This is a genomic window from Glycomyces xiaoerkulensis (assembly GCF_002798405.1).
Classification (GTDB): Bacteria; Actinomycetota; Actinomycetes; order Mycobacteriales; family Micromonosporaceae; genus Glycomyces; species Glycomyces xiaoerkulensis.
In genome coordinates, this window is sequence record NZ_PGGV01000004.1 from 241,680 (window position 1) to 255,869 (window position 14,190).

The following is a 14,190-nucleotide window of genomic DNA, read 5'->3' on the forward strand; positions in this document are numbered from 1 at the left end:
GAGGCGCCGGGCGGGCGGGGACCCGCCCGGCGGATCGAGCGGCGTCGGTCACGCGGCGTCGAAGACCGCCTGCAGGTCCTCGCGGAGCGCCTCCAGCTCGGCCTCGATGTCGAGGTCGTCCTCTTGGGAGAACCTGGTGCCGTACTCGCCGAGCACGGATTCGGCCTCCAGGAAGTTCGGCATGCCGCCCTCGTGGGAGGGGTTGTCGACGTGGGACATGCCCTCGACCACGACGTCCCAGTTGATGTCCTGGCCTTCGAAGTTCTCATCGCCGACGCGGTCGAAGTAGCCGTCCTGCAGGCTGATGCGGGCGGGCATCCCGCCGTAGGTCTGGGTCAGCTCCTCGGCGGCGTCGCCGATGAGGTGGGTGAGGACCTCGAAGGCCTCTTCGGGGTGCTCGGTGTCCTTGGTGATGGAGAAGGTGTCGGCGTGGAGCTTGGCGGTGACCTCGCCGCCGCTGGCCGGGACCGCGGCGGTGTCCCAGTCGCCTTCGAAGCCGCCCATGCAGCAGGTGGCGTACCACAGGTGGGTGTAGCCGATGCCGAGGTTGCCGGATTCGAACCAGGAGCCGGCGCCCATCATGTCCGAGTCGCCGTAGGGGCCGTTCGGCATGAAGTGGTCCTCCCACATCCCGTCGTAGTACCACTGCTGGGCCTCGACCCAGGGTTCGGGGATCCGGGCGTCGCCGTCCTCGTCGACCAGGCTGCCGGCGCCGAAGAGGGTCGACTGGGCGCGGATGTCGGCGAAGATGTTGCCGAATCCGAACTGGACGATGTTGTCGGAGTCGAAGGCGGGGTCGGTGGCGTCGTTGCCTTCGGCGTCGACCGTGAGCCGCATGGCCAGGTCGGTCATCGTCTCGATGTTCCAGGGCCGCTCGGTGCCGTCGGCGTCGACGTAGGGGGCGCCGTACTCCTGCGGCGGGTAGGGCAGTCCGGCCTCGTCGAACAGGTCGAGGTTGACGTAGAGGAACGAGGGGAAGACCGCGAACGGCAGGCCGATCTGGCCTTCCTCCTCGATCTGGTAGAAGTCGACCAGCGCCGGGTCGAAGTCGGACAGGTCGTAGTCGTTCTGCTCGATGTGCGGGGTCAGGTCGAGCCAGGCGCCGGGGAAGGTGGAGCGTCCGCGGATGCCCATGGGGCCGACGATGTCCGGGGCGTCGCCGGTGGCGATCTGGGTGCTGAGGATGTCGGGCGCCTGATCGGCGTCGACGACCTCGAGCACCAGCTCGATCTCGTCCTGGCTCGCGTTGAACTCCTCGACGACCTGTTCTTGGGCGGGGATGGTCGGGGCGTCCGACCCGGCCCCCATGCCGACGAACCAGCGGATCTCGACGGCGTCGGAAGCCGTCGAGGAGGCGCCCCCGCCGTCGAGGCAGGCCGCGGCGGCCAGCGCGGTGCAGGCACCGACGGCGACGGCCCCGGCGGTCCTGCGCAGCCGGGTGGTGCGCGGGGCGCGTGTGAGAGGTTTGGTCCTCATAGGATACTCCTAGGTCCAGGCCGCCGCAGTCGGCGGCGGCTCGGGAGGGATATTTTGAAAGTTTCCTTTGTAGATTTGATGGGGTGATTGCGAAGCTCACAACCGCTGCCACCTGGGACGCCGCCGGATTCCGGTGCGCCCGGGGCGGCCGAGCGGTAAGCTTGTATCGCCGTACACGACTTAAATGTAAGACTTAGATTAAGTAATACGGATCGTGCCGTCAACCCCTCTCGACATAACGGCATGGTCGCGGCCCCGGAACGACAGACTGGTGGAACGATGGAACGGCCTCGGCACAAGACCACTCGAGACCTCAAGCTCGGCAACCGGATGCGGCTGCTGCGGACGCTGTACTTCGACGGCCCGCTCACCCGCCGCGACCTGGCGCCCGCGACCGGCCTGAGCACGGCCTCCATCAGCAATGTGACCTCCGAGCTGCTCGCCGACGGGCTCCTGCGCGAGGCCGGCAAGCTCGAATCCGAGGGCGGACGCCCGCAGGTGCTGCTCGAGGTCGACCCCGGCCACGCGCACGTGGTGGGCGTCGACGTCGGCGAGACGCACGTGCAGGTGGAGCTGATGGACCTGCGCCTCGGTGTGCGGGCGGGCGCCCGGTACGCCGTGGCGCCGGGCCGGCACGATCCGGACACGGTCATCGAGTACATCGTGAGCGGGGTCCGCTCCGTCCTGGACGAATCGGACGGGACCCAGGTGCTGGGCGTGGGCGTGGGCATGCCGGGCATCGTCGAGTACGGCCCGGACGGGGTCATCCACGCCAAGACCTTCGGCTGGGACGAGGTCCCGCTGGGTCGGCTGCTGATGGAGCGGCTGGAGCCGCTGCCGGTGCACGTCGACAACGGCGCGATGACGATGGGCCAGGCGGAGCTGTGGTTCGGCGCCGGCCGGGGGGCCGACAACGCGGTGATCGCCCTGATCGGCTCGGGCGTGGGCTCGTGCATCGTGACCGGCGGCGGCCTGTACCGGGGCTCGGCCAGCAGCGCGGGCGAGTGGGGCCACACCACGATGGAGGTGCGCGGGCGCCTGTGCCGGTGCGGCTGCCGCGGCTGCCTGGAGTCGTACGTGGGCGCCGAGGGCATGATCGAGCGCTACCGCGAGCGCGGCGGCCCCGCGCTGCCCGACGACGAGGAGGCGGCGCTGGAGTGCCTGCTGGAGGACGGCTCGGAGGCGGCGCGGTCGGTGCTCGCCGAGACCGTGGAGTACCTCGGGGCGGGCCTGGCCGACCTGCTGAACCTGTTCAATCCCGAGCTGATCGTGATCGGCGGCTGGGCGGGCCTGCGGCTGTCGCAGCGCTGGATGGACGACATCGCCGCGGCCGCGGGCTCCTACGCGCTGTCCCAGCCGTTCCAGCGCGCCCGCATCGTCCCCGGCAGGCTCGGCGCCGACGCCGTGGCCAAGGGCGGCGCGACCCTGGTGATCGAGCACTTCCTCGGCGGCGGGCGCCGAGCGGTATGAGAGCGGTGCCGAGTGGCCGCAAGCGGGCCTCTCAGGCGGACCCGCGGACGATCAGCTCGGGGTCGAAGATGGACGAGGTCGGTTCGAGCGAGGGGTCGTCGATCCGCTCCAGCAGCAGGCGCACCATCTCGGCGGCCATGTCCTCCAGCGGCTGCCGGACGGTGGTGACCGGCGGGCGGCTGGTGCGGGACGGCGCGCTGTCGTCGAAGCCGACCACCGCCACGTCCTCGGGCACCCGGCGGCCGTGGTCGTGGAGGGCGTGGATCGCCCCTTGTGCCATCAGGTCGCTGCCGGCGAAGACGGCGTCGAGCTCCGGGTGGTCGGCCAGCAGGGCCGACATGGCGCGCTCGCCGCTGCGGTAGGTGAACCCGCCCTCGGCCGAGGGCACGTAGGCGCAGCCGCGGCGGGCCCATCCGTCGAGGTAGCCGGCGTGCCGCTCGCTCGCGGCCAGGACGTCGAGCGGCCCGGAGACCGCCGCCGGGCGGCGCCGCCCCAGCGAGGCCAGGTGCCCGGCGGCCAGGGCGCCGCCGTCGCGGTTGGCCAGGTCAACGTAGCTGACCGGGGCCGGCTGCGGCGGGCGCGCGAAGCGGACCGCCGGTTTCCCGGTGGCGGCGACCATCTCCGGGAGCCGGTCGACCGCGTGGACCGAGATCAGCAGGGCGCCGTCGGCGTTGCCCTGCTTGAGGTAGCCGGCGATCTCGGCCTCGTCCACTTCGGTCTCGGACAGCATCAGCGCCGGGTAGATGCCGCGCGGCCGGAGCGCGGCGATGATGCCGGAGAGCATGCGCCCGAAGAACGGGTCGGTGAACATCTCGGTGGCGAAGGGGTTCTCGCCCGAGCCCGCGCCCGCCACGACCACGCCGATCGTGTCGCTGCGGCGGGTGACCAGGGACCGCGCGGCCCGGTTGGGCACGTATCCGGTGGCGGCCACGGCCCGCCGCACCGCCTCCTGGATCTCGGGGTCGACATTGCGGGTCCGGTTGATCACCCGGGAGACGGTCGCACGCGATACGCCGGCGACGCGCGCGACGTCTTCCAAGGTGGGGGTGGGCTCTTCGCTCATGGGCCAGTTATAGCATGTTTTGGAGAGCGCTCACCGACGCCGAACCGCCGCCTCCGGATCCGGCTCGAGTGCGCCTCACACTGCGCGTGTTTTGTCCGACGCAGTACCGATTCTCGACCGCCTACGGCACCCGCCGGTCAGGTCGACATATCGAAGTTCTTGACAACCTGAAAATCCTCGCCGTACTATGACCGCATTGGGAGAGCGCTCTCCCATCTGATCCAGTCCGAATCACTCCGAATCCACCCCGGAAACGACCCTCACAGGAGTCTCTTATGCAGGAAGAACACTCCCCTCCGAGCCCGGCGCTGGGACGGCGCGCCGCCCTCGGCGGGGCCGCCGCCGTGGCCCTCGCCGCCGGGGCCGGCGTCGGCGTGAGCATCGCCCGCGCCGAGCCCGGCGCCACCGCCGGCGACTGCGGCGAGCCACCCGACCTCCTCCCGCCCACCGACGCCTACGACCCCGACTTCGGACCGAACACTCTCGTGTTCGACGAATCGACGCCGGCCGACCAGATCCAGGCGGCCGCCGACGCCATCACCGACCAGATGCGCACCAACCAGTTCGGGACCGAGCGCCACGCCGTGCTGTTCAAGCCCGGCACCTACTCCGCCGACATCGACCTGCGCTTCTACACCCAGGTGGCGGGCCTCGGGCTGCTGCCGGGCGACGTGGTCCTCAACGGGCACCTCCGCGTCGAGGCCGACTGGCTCAGCCAGGGCGACGACCCCGACTACCTCGGCAACGCCACCCAGAACTTCTGGCGGTCGGCCGAGAACCTCGCCGTCCACAACCCCGACGGGGCGATCGCCCGCTGGGCGGTCTCCCAGGCCGCCCCGTTCCGCCGCGTCGACCTCCGCACGCTCGAGATGCAGTTGTGGGACGGCTTCGAAGGCTGGGCCTCCGGCGGCTACATCGCCGACTCCCGCATCTCCGGCACCGTCGTATCCGGCTCCCAGCAGCAGTTCTTCACCCGCAACAGCAGCCTCGACGGCGGCTGGTCCGGCTCGGTCTGGAACATGACGTTCGTCGGCGTCGAAGGCGCCCCGAGCCACCACTTCCCCGACCCCTCCCACACCGTCGTCGACACCGCGCCGGCGCTGCGGGAGAAACCCTTCCTGTACGTCGCCGACGACGGCGAGTACCGGGTGTTCAAGCCCGCGCTGCGCCACGGCGCCGCCGGGACCAGTTGGGCCGGCGGCGAACCCGAAGGCGTCTCGATCTCCCTGGCGGAGTTCTTCACCGTCACCCCCGGAACGGATGCCGCCACCGTGAACACCGCCCTCGAACAGGGCCGCCACCTGCTGTTCACCCCCGGCGTCTACGAATTCGACCGGACGATCGAAGTCACCTCCCCCGGCACCGTCGTGCTCGGCCTGGGACTGGCCACGATCATCCCCACCGCCGGCCAGACCGCCGTCACCGTGGCCGACGTCGACGGCGTCGCCCTCGCCGGACTCCTCATCGACGCCGGGGAGACCGAATCGGACGTCCTCGTCCAGATCGGACCGCCCGGGTCCGCCGCCGACCACACCGCCGACCCGACCTCGGTCCACGACCTGTTCGCCCGCATCGGCGGCGCCCACCCGGGCAAGGCCGCCGTCAGCCTCGAGATCAACAGCCAAGGCGTGATCGCCGACCACCTGTGGCTGTGGCGCGGCGACCACGGCGAAGGCATCGGCTGGACGGTCAACACCGCCGCCAACGGCCTCATCGTCAACGGCGACGACGTCACCGCCTACGGCCTGTTCGCCGAGCACTACCAGGAACACCAGGTCATCTGGTCCGGCGAGCGCGGGCGGACCTACTTCTTCCAGAACGAGATGCCCTACGACCCGCCCGACAACGCCACCTGGCGCGAAGGCGCCGACGGATGGGCCTCCTACAAGGTCGACGACGGCGTCACCGAGCACGCCGCCTGGGGCGTGGGCGGCTACTGCTTCTTCAACGACAACCCCGGCGTGGTCGCCGACCGCGTCTTCGAGGTCCCCGACCGCGACGGGGTCCGCTTCACCAGTCTCGCCGCCGTCTCCCTCGGAGGCGTCGGCACCATCCGCAACGTCATCAACGACACCGGCGACCAGGCCGACGAGTCCAACCTCGTCAGCTACGTCGTCAGCTACCCGTGATCCCCCAAGGAGCGTCCAATGCGATCACCTCTGCGAATGACGGCCCGCCGGGCCGCCGTGCTCGCCCTCGCGGCGACCACGGCGCTCTCGGCCTGGGCCTTCGCCGTCACCGGCGCCAACGCCCAGACCGAGGAGGTGGCCCTGCTGTCGCAGGACCGGCCGGCCACCGCCTCCTCGGTCGAGAACCCCGACTACACGCCCGCCTCGGCCGCCTTCGACGGCGACCCGGACACCCGCTGGGCCAGCGAGTTCAGTGACCCCCAATGGATCGAGGTCGACCTCGGCGACGTCTTCGACCTGAAACGCGTCGAACTGGTCTGGGAGGCCGCCTACGCGACCGCCTACGAGATCCAGGTGTCGACCGACGGCGAAACCTGGACCACCGCCCACAGCACCGACGACGGCCAAGGCGGATCCGAGACGGTCGGCATCGACGTCCCCGGCCGCTACGTCCGCATGATGGGCCTGGAGCGAGCCACCGGCTACGGCTACTCGCTGTGGAGCCTCGAGGTGTACGGCTGCACCGCCGACGGCGGCGACGACGGCGACGGAAACGGGGACGGTGCGGCGGCCGCGGTCGAAGTCACCGGCGGCCAGGGCGACTGGCAGCTCAACGTGGACGGCGAGCCGTTCACCGTCAAGGGCCTCACCTGGGGGCCGTCCAGCGCCGAGGCCGAGCAGTGGATGCCCGAACTGGCCGACATGGGCGTCAACACCCTCCGCACCTGGGGGACCGACGCCTCCACCGAACCGCTGCTCGACAGCGCCGCCGCGCACGGGATCAAGGTCATGCTCGGCTTCTGGCTGATGCCCGGCGGCGGCCCCGGCTCCGGCGGCTGCATCGACTACACCGCCGACCAGCAGTACAAGGACGACACCCTCGCCGACATCGTCGGCTGGGTCGAGACCTACCGCGACCACCCGGGCGTGCTGATGTGGAACGTCGGCAACGAATCCGTACTCGGGCTCGGCGACTGCTACGACGGCGGCGAACTCGAGGCGCAGCGCGACGCCTACACCACCTACGTCAACGACGTCGCCGTCGCCATCCACGGCGTCGACGACCGGCACCCGGTCACCTCGACCGACGCCTGGACCGGCGCCTGGCCGTACTACCAGGCCAACTCCCCCGACCTCGACCTGCTGTCGGTCAACGCCTACGGCGACGTCTGCGGCGTCGAGCAGGACTGGGCCGACGGCGGCTACGACCGGCCCTACATCATCACCGAGACCGGCCCGATCGGCGAATGGGAGGTGCCCGACGACGCCAACGGCGTGCCGGACGAGCCCGGCGACGTCGAAAAGGCCCAGGCCTACCTGGACGCCTGGGACTGCATCACCGGACACGAGGGCGTGGCCCTGGGCGCGACCATGTTCCACTTCGGCACCGAGGGCGACTTCGGCGGAGTGTGGTTCAACCTGATCCCCGGCGGCAACCGCCGCCTCGCCTACGACGCGGTGGTCGAGGCCTACGGCGGCACGCCGCGATCCAACACCGCCCCCGTGATCTCGGCGATGGACCTCGGGCTCGACGGTCCCGTGGTCGGCGGCGAGGAGTTCACCGTCACCATGGACGTCGCCGAACCCGACGGGGACTCGATCGAGTTCATCCCGATGGTCAACAGCGCCTATATCAACGACTCCTGGGACATGCTGCTGGCCGACCACGAGGTCAACGCGGACGGCACGATCACCGTCACCGCCCCGGAGATCCTCGGGGTCTGGAAGCTGTACGTGTGGGCCGAGGACGGCCAGGGCAACGTCGGCGTCGAGAGCCGCTCGTTCGAAGTGACCCTCGCCGACGTCGAGGGCGAGAACCTCACCGAAGGCGCACCGACCACCGCCTCGACCTTCCAGGAATGGGGTGGGCACGGCCCCGGCCAGGCCACCGACGGCGACCTGTCCACACGCTGGGCCAGCGAGTGGTCCGACACCGAATGGATCCAGGTCGACCTGGGCGAGCGCACCGCCTTCGACACCGTCCAACTGGTGTGGGAGGACGCCTACGCCACCGGCTACGAGATCCAAACCTCCGACGACGGCGAGTCCTGGACGACCGTCCACCAGACCTCCGACGGCAACGGCGGCGCCGACACGATCGGCGCCGAGGGCGCCGGACGCTACGTGCGGGTGCTCTGCCAGGAGCGCGCCACCGAGTGGGGCTATTCGCTCTACGAGTTCGGCGTCTACGCCTGACGATCCGGGCGGGCCGCACCGGCGGCCCGCCCCCGCGCAGAAGGGATTCCGACATGAAACGACAACTCGCCGGCGCCGCAGCGGCCGCGCTGGCGCTGGCCGCGGGCCTCGTGGCGGCCGCGACGACCACGAGCGCCGCCGCACAGGAGGTCACGCACCACGAGTTCCAAGCCAACTGCACGATCAGCCACACCGGGAACGACGATCCGATCGTCTTGCCCGGGCAGTCGGGGGCGTCGCACAACCACACGTTCCTCGGCAACACCGGCACCGACGCCGACTCCACGCTCGGGTCGCTGCGGGACGGCGACACGTCCTGCCTGGTGCCGGCCGACCGCTCGGCCTATTGGTTCCCGACGCTGTCCAACGGCGACGAGGCCGCGCTGTCGACCTGGCACCAGGTGGTCTACTACAAGTCCGGGATCGAGGACTACACCGCGGTGCAGCCGTTCCCGGAGGGGCTGCGCTTCATCGCGGGCGATCCGGACGCGACCGCCGCGGAGTTCGAGGAAGCTCCCGGGGCCGTGGAGGGCTACGAGTGCGGGGAGAGCTTCCACAACTACACCTTTCCCGACCACTGCCCGGACTACTCGTGGCTGAACCTGCGGTACCAGGCTCCGAGTTGCTGGGACGGGGTCAACCTGGACTCGGCCGACCACAAGAGCCACATGTCCTATCCGGTGGAGGGCTCTTGTCCGGCGTCGCACCCGGTTCCGGTGCCGATGCTGGAGTTCAAGATCCACTGGCCGGTGAACGGCGACATGTCGCAGGTGAGCCTCGCCAGCGGTGAGGGTCCGTCGTGGCACTACGACTTCATCAACGCCTGGGAGCCGGAGACGCTCGATGCGCTGGTGGAGCACTGCATCAACGGCGGGCTCCAGTGCGACTCGCGAGGTTACGACCTCTACAAGCCGGACCGCGGCGCGGTCCTGGACGAGGACTACGAACTGATCCGCTGACCGCGACGGGGCCGGTCGATCCCACCGATCGACCGGCCCCGCGCCTCCCTCGGCCCAGGGACTCTGTGCGGGGACCTGCCGAGGGAAGTCCGCGCTACCTGGTCGGTGCGCTCGCCTTCCAGTCGCCGTAGAGGTCGATGACCGTCCGGCGCAGTTCGCTTCGCTTCTCGGGAGTCGGGAATCTCCAGCGTCCGGCATCGGTCAGGTAGAGGCCGGGGGTGCCGGTCTCGAGGCCAGTGACGACGCCGACGTATTGGGCAAGTTCGCCCGGGGCGACGCGGAAGCAGAGGACCGATCCCCAGTCGGGGTCGAGGAGGCAGCGGAGGCGGACGGCACCGACGACGGTGACGCCGACTTCGATGTCTTCGGGCGCCGGCTCCCACCGGTCGGGTCGCGCGTTCGGATAATCCACCGCGTTCCCTCCAATAAGGATTCTCGGCTTTCTCGGAGGGGTAGCGCCCGAAGACCGCGAACGGTTCGGGAGGCCGCGGCCTCCGGGCTTATCCCCACCAACCACGAGCGCTCTGGCGCGGCTCGCGATGCGGTCGACATTAGGGCGGGAACCGAAGCGACACAAGGGCAAACCCCAGTTCAGAGCTGCGCGTTCGGGCGCGGCCAGGTGCCTGGGCGTGTGGGCGCGGCGCCTGGGCCGCGCCCACACGCCACGCCCGTACGCCTACCCGAAACGACCACTGTTGAGGGTTGCGAAATCGGAGATGGTTGCTTTACTGAAACGATGCGTAAAGTCCCACCACGCCAGGATTCGAACCGTCAGACACCGATGCGCCGCAAACTCATCGGTCGCCAACTCCGAGTCCGGCGCAAACAGGCCGGGCTTCCGGCGTCCGATCCCGAGGTCATAGCGATCGTCGGATCCACGCGGACCCAGAACCGGCTGGAGTCCGGCGAGGCCACTCAGCTCACGTTCCCGATCATCGGTGCGCTGTGCGACCTGTACGGCGTTCCGGCGGAGGAGCGGTTCGAACTCCAGCGGCTGTGGCGGCTGGGACCGGCCACCACCTGGACGCAGCCGCGCGACAGGAGCGTCTTCGGGTTCGACGCGTACCGCGAGCTGGAACTCCACGCCAGCGAGGTGTATCGATATGAGTCAACCTATATCCCCGGACACCTTCAGACCGAACGCCACATGCGCGGCCTGTTCTCAAGGAATCGCGACCTCGAGCCAGAAGAGGTCGAACGCAACGTGAACGAGCGGTTGAGATGGCAACGGCCGTTCTGGCACGGCGCCGACCGGAGAGCTTACTTCCTGCTCAGCGAAGCCGTCCTTCGTTTCGGCTGCGATCAGGAGCAACTCGATCACCTGAAAGCGGCGGATGCGCTTGAGCACGCCACGGTCAATTATCTGCCGTTCGATGGCGGACCGCCTTCCGGCCTGCACGTACCCTTCGCCCTGCTCTCCTTCGAAGAGGAATCCGACCCGGATATCGTCTATGTCGAGGCGCAGGACTCCCACCTATACTTCGAGGAGTCAAGTTCGGTGCGGCACTATCGCACTTGCCTCGACAAGGCAGATGACCAGGCGCGGTCGATTAAGGAGTTCAGACCATGAGGCGAAGCGGATGGCGTAAGGCCAGCAGGAGCAGCGACCAGTCGGATTCCGCTTGTGTCGAGGCTCGCGTCACCGCCGAGGGCTTCCAGGTCCGCGACAGCAAGCTCGGCGACGCCTCCCCGATCTTCGATCTCGAAGCCACCGACTTCACCGGCCTGCTTCGAGCCGCGGACCGCAACTAAACCTCGCCGTCCACGATCTGTCGAACCGGGCGGACACGCCCCCTGAGGAGGCCGCACGTCCATGTCCAAGACCATCGTTATCACCGGTGCAAGCGACGGCATCGGAGCAGCCGCCGCCGCGCACCTGCACCGGGCCGGGCACCGCGTCGTCATCGTCGGCCGCAACCCGTCCAAAACCGAGAAGGTCGCCGCCGCGCTCGACGCCGATCACTACATCGCCGACTTCGCCGAGTTCGACCAGGTCCGCGAGCTCGCCGACCGCCTCGACCGCGACCTGGAGCGGATCGACGTCCTGGCCAACAACGCCGGCGGGATCTTCGGCGACGCCGCCAAGACCACCGACGGGTTCGAGACGACCTTCCAGGTCAACCACCTCTCCCCGTTCCTGCTCACCAACCTGCTGATGGACAAGCTCATCACGAGCCACGCCTCGGTAATCCAGACCTCCAGCCTCGGTGCCCGCTGGTTCGGGCACATCGAAATGGACGACCTCGAACACGAACGCGACTTCACTCCCCAGCGGGCCTACGGCACCGGGAAGCTCGCGAACATCCTGTTCACCACCGAACTGCACCGCCGCTACCACGCACGCGGCCTGGCCGCGGCCGCCTTCCACCCCGGCGGCGTCGCCACCAACTTCGCCACCGAAAGCGACAGCTTCATGCAGCGCTTCTACACCAGTCGCTTCGCCCGCGCCCTCATGACCAGCGCCGACAAGGCCGCGGGCCAGCTCGTCTGGCTCGCCGAAGGCACTCCGGGCGAGGACTGGCGCTCCGGTGTCTACTACGAGCGCCGCAAACCGGCCAGGAAGGTCAACCCTCAGGCTCGCGACGCCGAACTCGCCCAGCGGTTCTGGGACAAGTCGGCCGAACTGGTCGACATCAAGACCGCCTGACCGGACCCTCGCCGCGGCTCGGTGATCGCCTCGACGAGGGACTATCCCAGGAGGCGGGCCTTCTGGCGCTCGAACTCTTCGCGGGTCATCAGGCCCTGCTGGACCAGCGCGGCGAACTTGGTCAACTCGTCGGCAACCGACTGCTCGGACACCTCGGAATCGGCGGCGGGCCGGGCGGCCCGGTCGTTCATCCGGTCGCGAACGGCGAGCTCGAACGCCTCCAGGTCGCCGTCGACGAGGGTGATCTTGCACCACTGCCCGGAGGCGTGAAGCTCCAGCTTGCGCTTGACGACCTCCAGGTTGGTGATCTGGTCGTATGAGAACTCGGCCATTTCATGGCTGCGGGAACTCTTGGCGTAGAGGATGATGCGCCGATCGGTGGCGGCCAAGACGGAACCCTGTCTCAGGTCGTCCTTGAAGGCGCTGCTGCCTGCGAACCCGAAGATCGCCGCGAAGACGACCTCGCCGGTCTCCAGCCGTTCCTTGGCGAGCGCGAGGTGCTTGTCGAGCTTCTTGCCCATCACCTCATGCTATCGAGCACGTGTCGGCTCGGTCGCCTGAGACCGCGATGCCGACCGCACCCGATGGAGTTGGGATGCGGTCGGCATCGCGCGGTCGTCACCTCCTGCAGAACGTACCGACGGTCAAGGTGGTCGCCGGACTGTGGTCGGAGGCATTGCCGGAGCTGTCGACCGCCCGCACCGTGAATGAGTAGCCGCCCGGGCCGGGCAGGAGGGTGGAGGCGGTGTTGTCAGCACGCACGTCCGTGATCAGGCTGCCGTCGACGAAGACCTCGTAGTCGAGGTCGCCCGGGCCGTCGGTGTCGTCGGCCGACTGGTTCCAGGTCAGGTCGGCGAGCTCGCAGGTGTAGGGCGCGATTTCGGCGTTCAGCCCGCTCGGGACGGTTGGGGCGACGGTGTCGGTCGCGGGCGGGGTCGTCACCACCAGCTCGTCAGAGGGTTCGGACAGGCCGCTCACTCGACTCGCCCGCACGGTGAGCGTGTGCACGGTTCCCGGTTCCAGGTTCCGGACGTCGACCGTGGCCGTCGGGCCTGCATACGGGGTCTTCCCGACGGTGGCCACTGGAGTGGAGCCGTCGAAGACCTTATACACGGAGACGTCGAATTCATCGCCCGGACGGTCGAACTCCACGGTGACTCGAGCGGGTGCGACCTCAGTGGCGCGAAGATTGGACGGTGAGCCGGGAGCGATGCCGGGGCCGCGCGCGGTCACCGTGATGGTCCGTGTCGGTTCGGCGGTGTCACCGGTGGAGTCGACCGCGACGACACGGTAGGAGTAGGTGTCGCCGGGGGTCAGGTCACGGGCGGTGTAGGCACTGCCGGGGGTGGTGGCGACGAGTTCGTCGTTCTGGAACACCCGCCACTGGGTCGGTTCGGTGAGGTGACCCGGTGACCATTGCATGGAAACGCTGGAGGAGGTCACGTTGTTGACGTAGAAGTTGTGCGGGGTCGGTGGGGCGGATGCCGAGGCCGGCGAAGCCAACCCGACGGCGAGTGCGGCGCTCGCCGTCATCGCCAGTGCCGACATGGATTTGCGGAGGTTCATACGATCTCCTTGAAGTGGTGGCACTCATTTCAGGCGGGGATCGGAGTCGTTCGGCGGAACTGTTCTCATCGGGCGCGCGTGAACCCCCGTGGCCGAGGCTGGTGGCGCATAGCGGATCACGCGTGACCGTACGTGGGGGGTGTCTCCATTACGGGGAGCATCTCGACCAGTGTCCAGGGTGATGAACATTCTCTGGCCCTGCACGGCCATCGGCTCTTGGGCGACCGTGTTCCGTTCGCTTCGTATGGGGGGTCATTCCGGTGGGACGATCCGGTGGACCAGCGCAGTAACGAGGGCCTCGGCCCTGGCCTGGTCGAAGAGGTCGGGGAGCGTCAGCCGTTCCACGATCAGCCAGTTCAGGGCCAAGTAGAGCTCAACCACCGTATCGGCGTCCCCGGGCATGCCCGATTGCAGATGGAAGTCGATGTTGTCCTGGAGGTTCGCGCGGATCTGCTCCGTGAGCACCGCCCGCAGCTCGGGGCGGCGGGTGGCTTCGAGGCGCAGCTCCATCATGGCGAGGTAGCCCGACCGGAAGGCGGTGATCCGCCCGACCAGCTCCTGCATCAGCCGGTCCACCGACTCGCGCGTCCGCGGCAACGCAAGCGACTCGCCCATCGCCTCGGACCCGGGATCGAGCCGTTCGAAGACCCGCCCCCCGACCTGAGTCAGGAGCACGTCGCGGCT

Annotated in this window: 13 protein-coding genes; 7 read left to right on the forward strand and 6 right to left on the reverse strand. The window is 69.1% G+C overall.

Annotated features, from left to right (window positions below; all coding sequences use genetic code 11):
- Positions 1-48 precede the first annotated feature (48 nt).
- Positions 49-1,476: an ABC transporter substrate-binding protein gene (locus tag CUT39_RS01985; RefSeq protein WP_100444258.1), complete on the reverse strand. Its 1,428-nt coding sequence runs from the start codon at positions 1,474-1,476 to the stop codon at positions 49-51.
- Positions 1,477-1,755: 279 nt separating this feature from the next.
- Here CUT39_RS01985 and CUT39_RS01990 point away from each other — a divergent pair, with 279 nt between their 5' ends.
- Positions 1,756-2,946: an ROK family transcriptional regulator gene (locus CUT39_RS01990; protein WP_100444259.1), complete on the forward strand. Its 1,191-nt coding sequence runs from the start codon at positions 1,756-1,758 to the stop codon at positions 2,944-2,946.
- Positions 2,947-2,977: 31 nt separating this feature from the next.
- On the opposite strand, the gene CUT39_RS01995 is transcribed toward CUT39_RS01990, so the two are convergent.
- Positions 2,978-4,009 (reverse strand): LacI family DNA-binding transcriptional regulator, encoded by a 1,032-nt coding sequence (locus CUT39_RS01995; protein ID WP_100444260.1) that lies wholly within the window; start codon positions 4,007-4,009, stop codon positions 2,978-2,980.
- Positions 4,010-4,284: 275 nt separating this feature from the next.
- Between CUT39_RS01995 and CUT39_RS02000 the strand changes: the two genes are divergently transcribed.
- Genes CUT39_RS02000 through CUT39_RS02010 form a run of 3 tightly spaced genes read left to right on the forward strand, consistent with a single transcriptional unit; the run spans position 4,285 to position 9,293 of the window.
- Positions 4,285-6,138, forward strand: a complete 1,854-nt coding sequence (locus CUT39_RS02000) for a hypothetical protein (protein ID WP_100444261.1) — start codon at positions 4,285-4,287, stop codon at positions 6,136-6,138.
- A gap of 18 nt (positions 6,139-6,156) precedes the next feature.
- Entirely contained in the window at positions 6,157-8,334 is a 2,178-nt protein-coding gene (locus CUT39_RS02005; protein ID WP_100444262.1) for a discoidin domain-containing protein, read from the forward strand.
- Between the two features lie 53 nt (positions 8,335-8,387).
- A complete protein-coding gene (locus CUT39_RS02010) occupies positions 8,388-9,293 on the forward strand; it encodes a DUF1996 domain-containing protein (RefSeq protein WP_100444263.1) in 906 nt (301 codons plus the stop codon).
- A 94-nt stretch (positions 9,294-9,387) separates the two neighbouring features.
- Here CUT39_RS02010 and CUT39_RS02015 read toward each other — a convergent pair whose 3' ends face one another.
- Positions 9,388-9,705, reverse strand: a complete 318-nt coding sequence (locus CUT39_RS02015) for a hypothetical protein (RefSeq protein ID WP_100444264.1) — start codon at positions 9,703-9,705, stop codon at positions 9,388-9,390.
- Positions 9,706-10,074: 369 nt separating this feature from the next.
- Here CUT39_RS02015 and CUT39_RS02020 point away from each other — a divergent pair, with 369 nt between their 5' ends.
- The 3 genes from CUT39_RS02020 (at position 10,075) to CUT39_RS02030 (ending at position 11,940) form a co-directional block, all read left to right on the forward strand.
- Positions 10,075-10,863: a helix-turn-helix domain-containing protein gene (locus CUT39_RS02020; protein WP_100444265.1), complete on the forward strand. Its 789-nt coding sequence runs from the start codon at positions 10,075-10,077 to the stop codon at positions 10,861-10,863.
- Positions 10,860-11,045, forward strand: coding sequence for a DUF397 domain-containing protein (locus CUT39_RS02025; RefSeq protein ID WP_100444266.1), 186 nt, complete (start codon positions 10,860-10,862; stop codon positions 11,043-11,045). The genes CUT39_RS02020 and CUT39_RS02025 overlap by 4 nt, the downstream gene beginning before the upstream one ends.
- A gap of 61 nt (positions 11,046-11,106) precedes the next feature.
- Positions 11,107-11,940: an SDR family NAD(P)-dependent oxidoreductase gene (locus tag CUT39_RS02030; RefSeq protein ID WP_100444267.1), complete on the forward strand. Its 834-nt coding sequence runs from the start codon at positions 11,107-11,109 to the stop codon at positions 11,938-11,940.
- A gap of 41 nt (positions 11,941-11,981) precedes the next feature.
- Here CUT39_RS02030 and CUT39_RS20640 read toward each other — a convergent pair whose 3' ends face one another.
- From CUT39_RS20640 to CUT39_RS02045, 3 genes are all read right to left on the reverse strand, one after another.
- Positions 11,982-12,461: an SHOCT domain-containing protein gene (locus CUT39_RS20640; protein WP_100444268.1), complete on the reverse strand. Its 480-nt coding sequence runs from the start codon at positions 12,459-12,461 to the stop codon at positions 11,982-11,984.
- Between the two features lie 97 nt (positions 12,462-12,558).
- Positions 12,559-13,506 (reverse strand): fibronectin type III domain-containing protein, encoded by a 948-nt coding sequence (locus CUT39_RS19950; RefSeq protein ID WP_114149476.1) that lies wholly within the window; start codon positions 13,504-13,506, stop codon positions 12,559-12,561.
- 252 nt (positions 13,507-13,758) lie between these two features.
- On the reverse strand, positions 13,759-14,190 hold a 432-nt coding region (locus CUT39_RS02045), incomplete at its 5' end, for an ABC-F family ATP-binding cassette domain-containing protein (protein WP_100445611.1).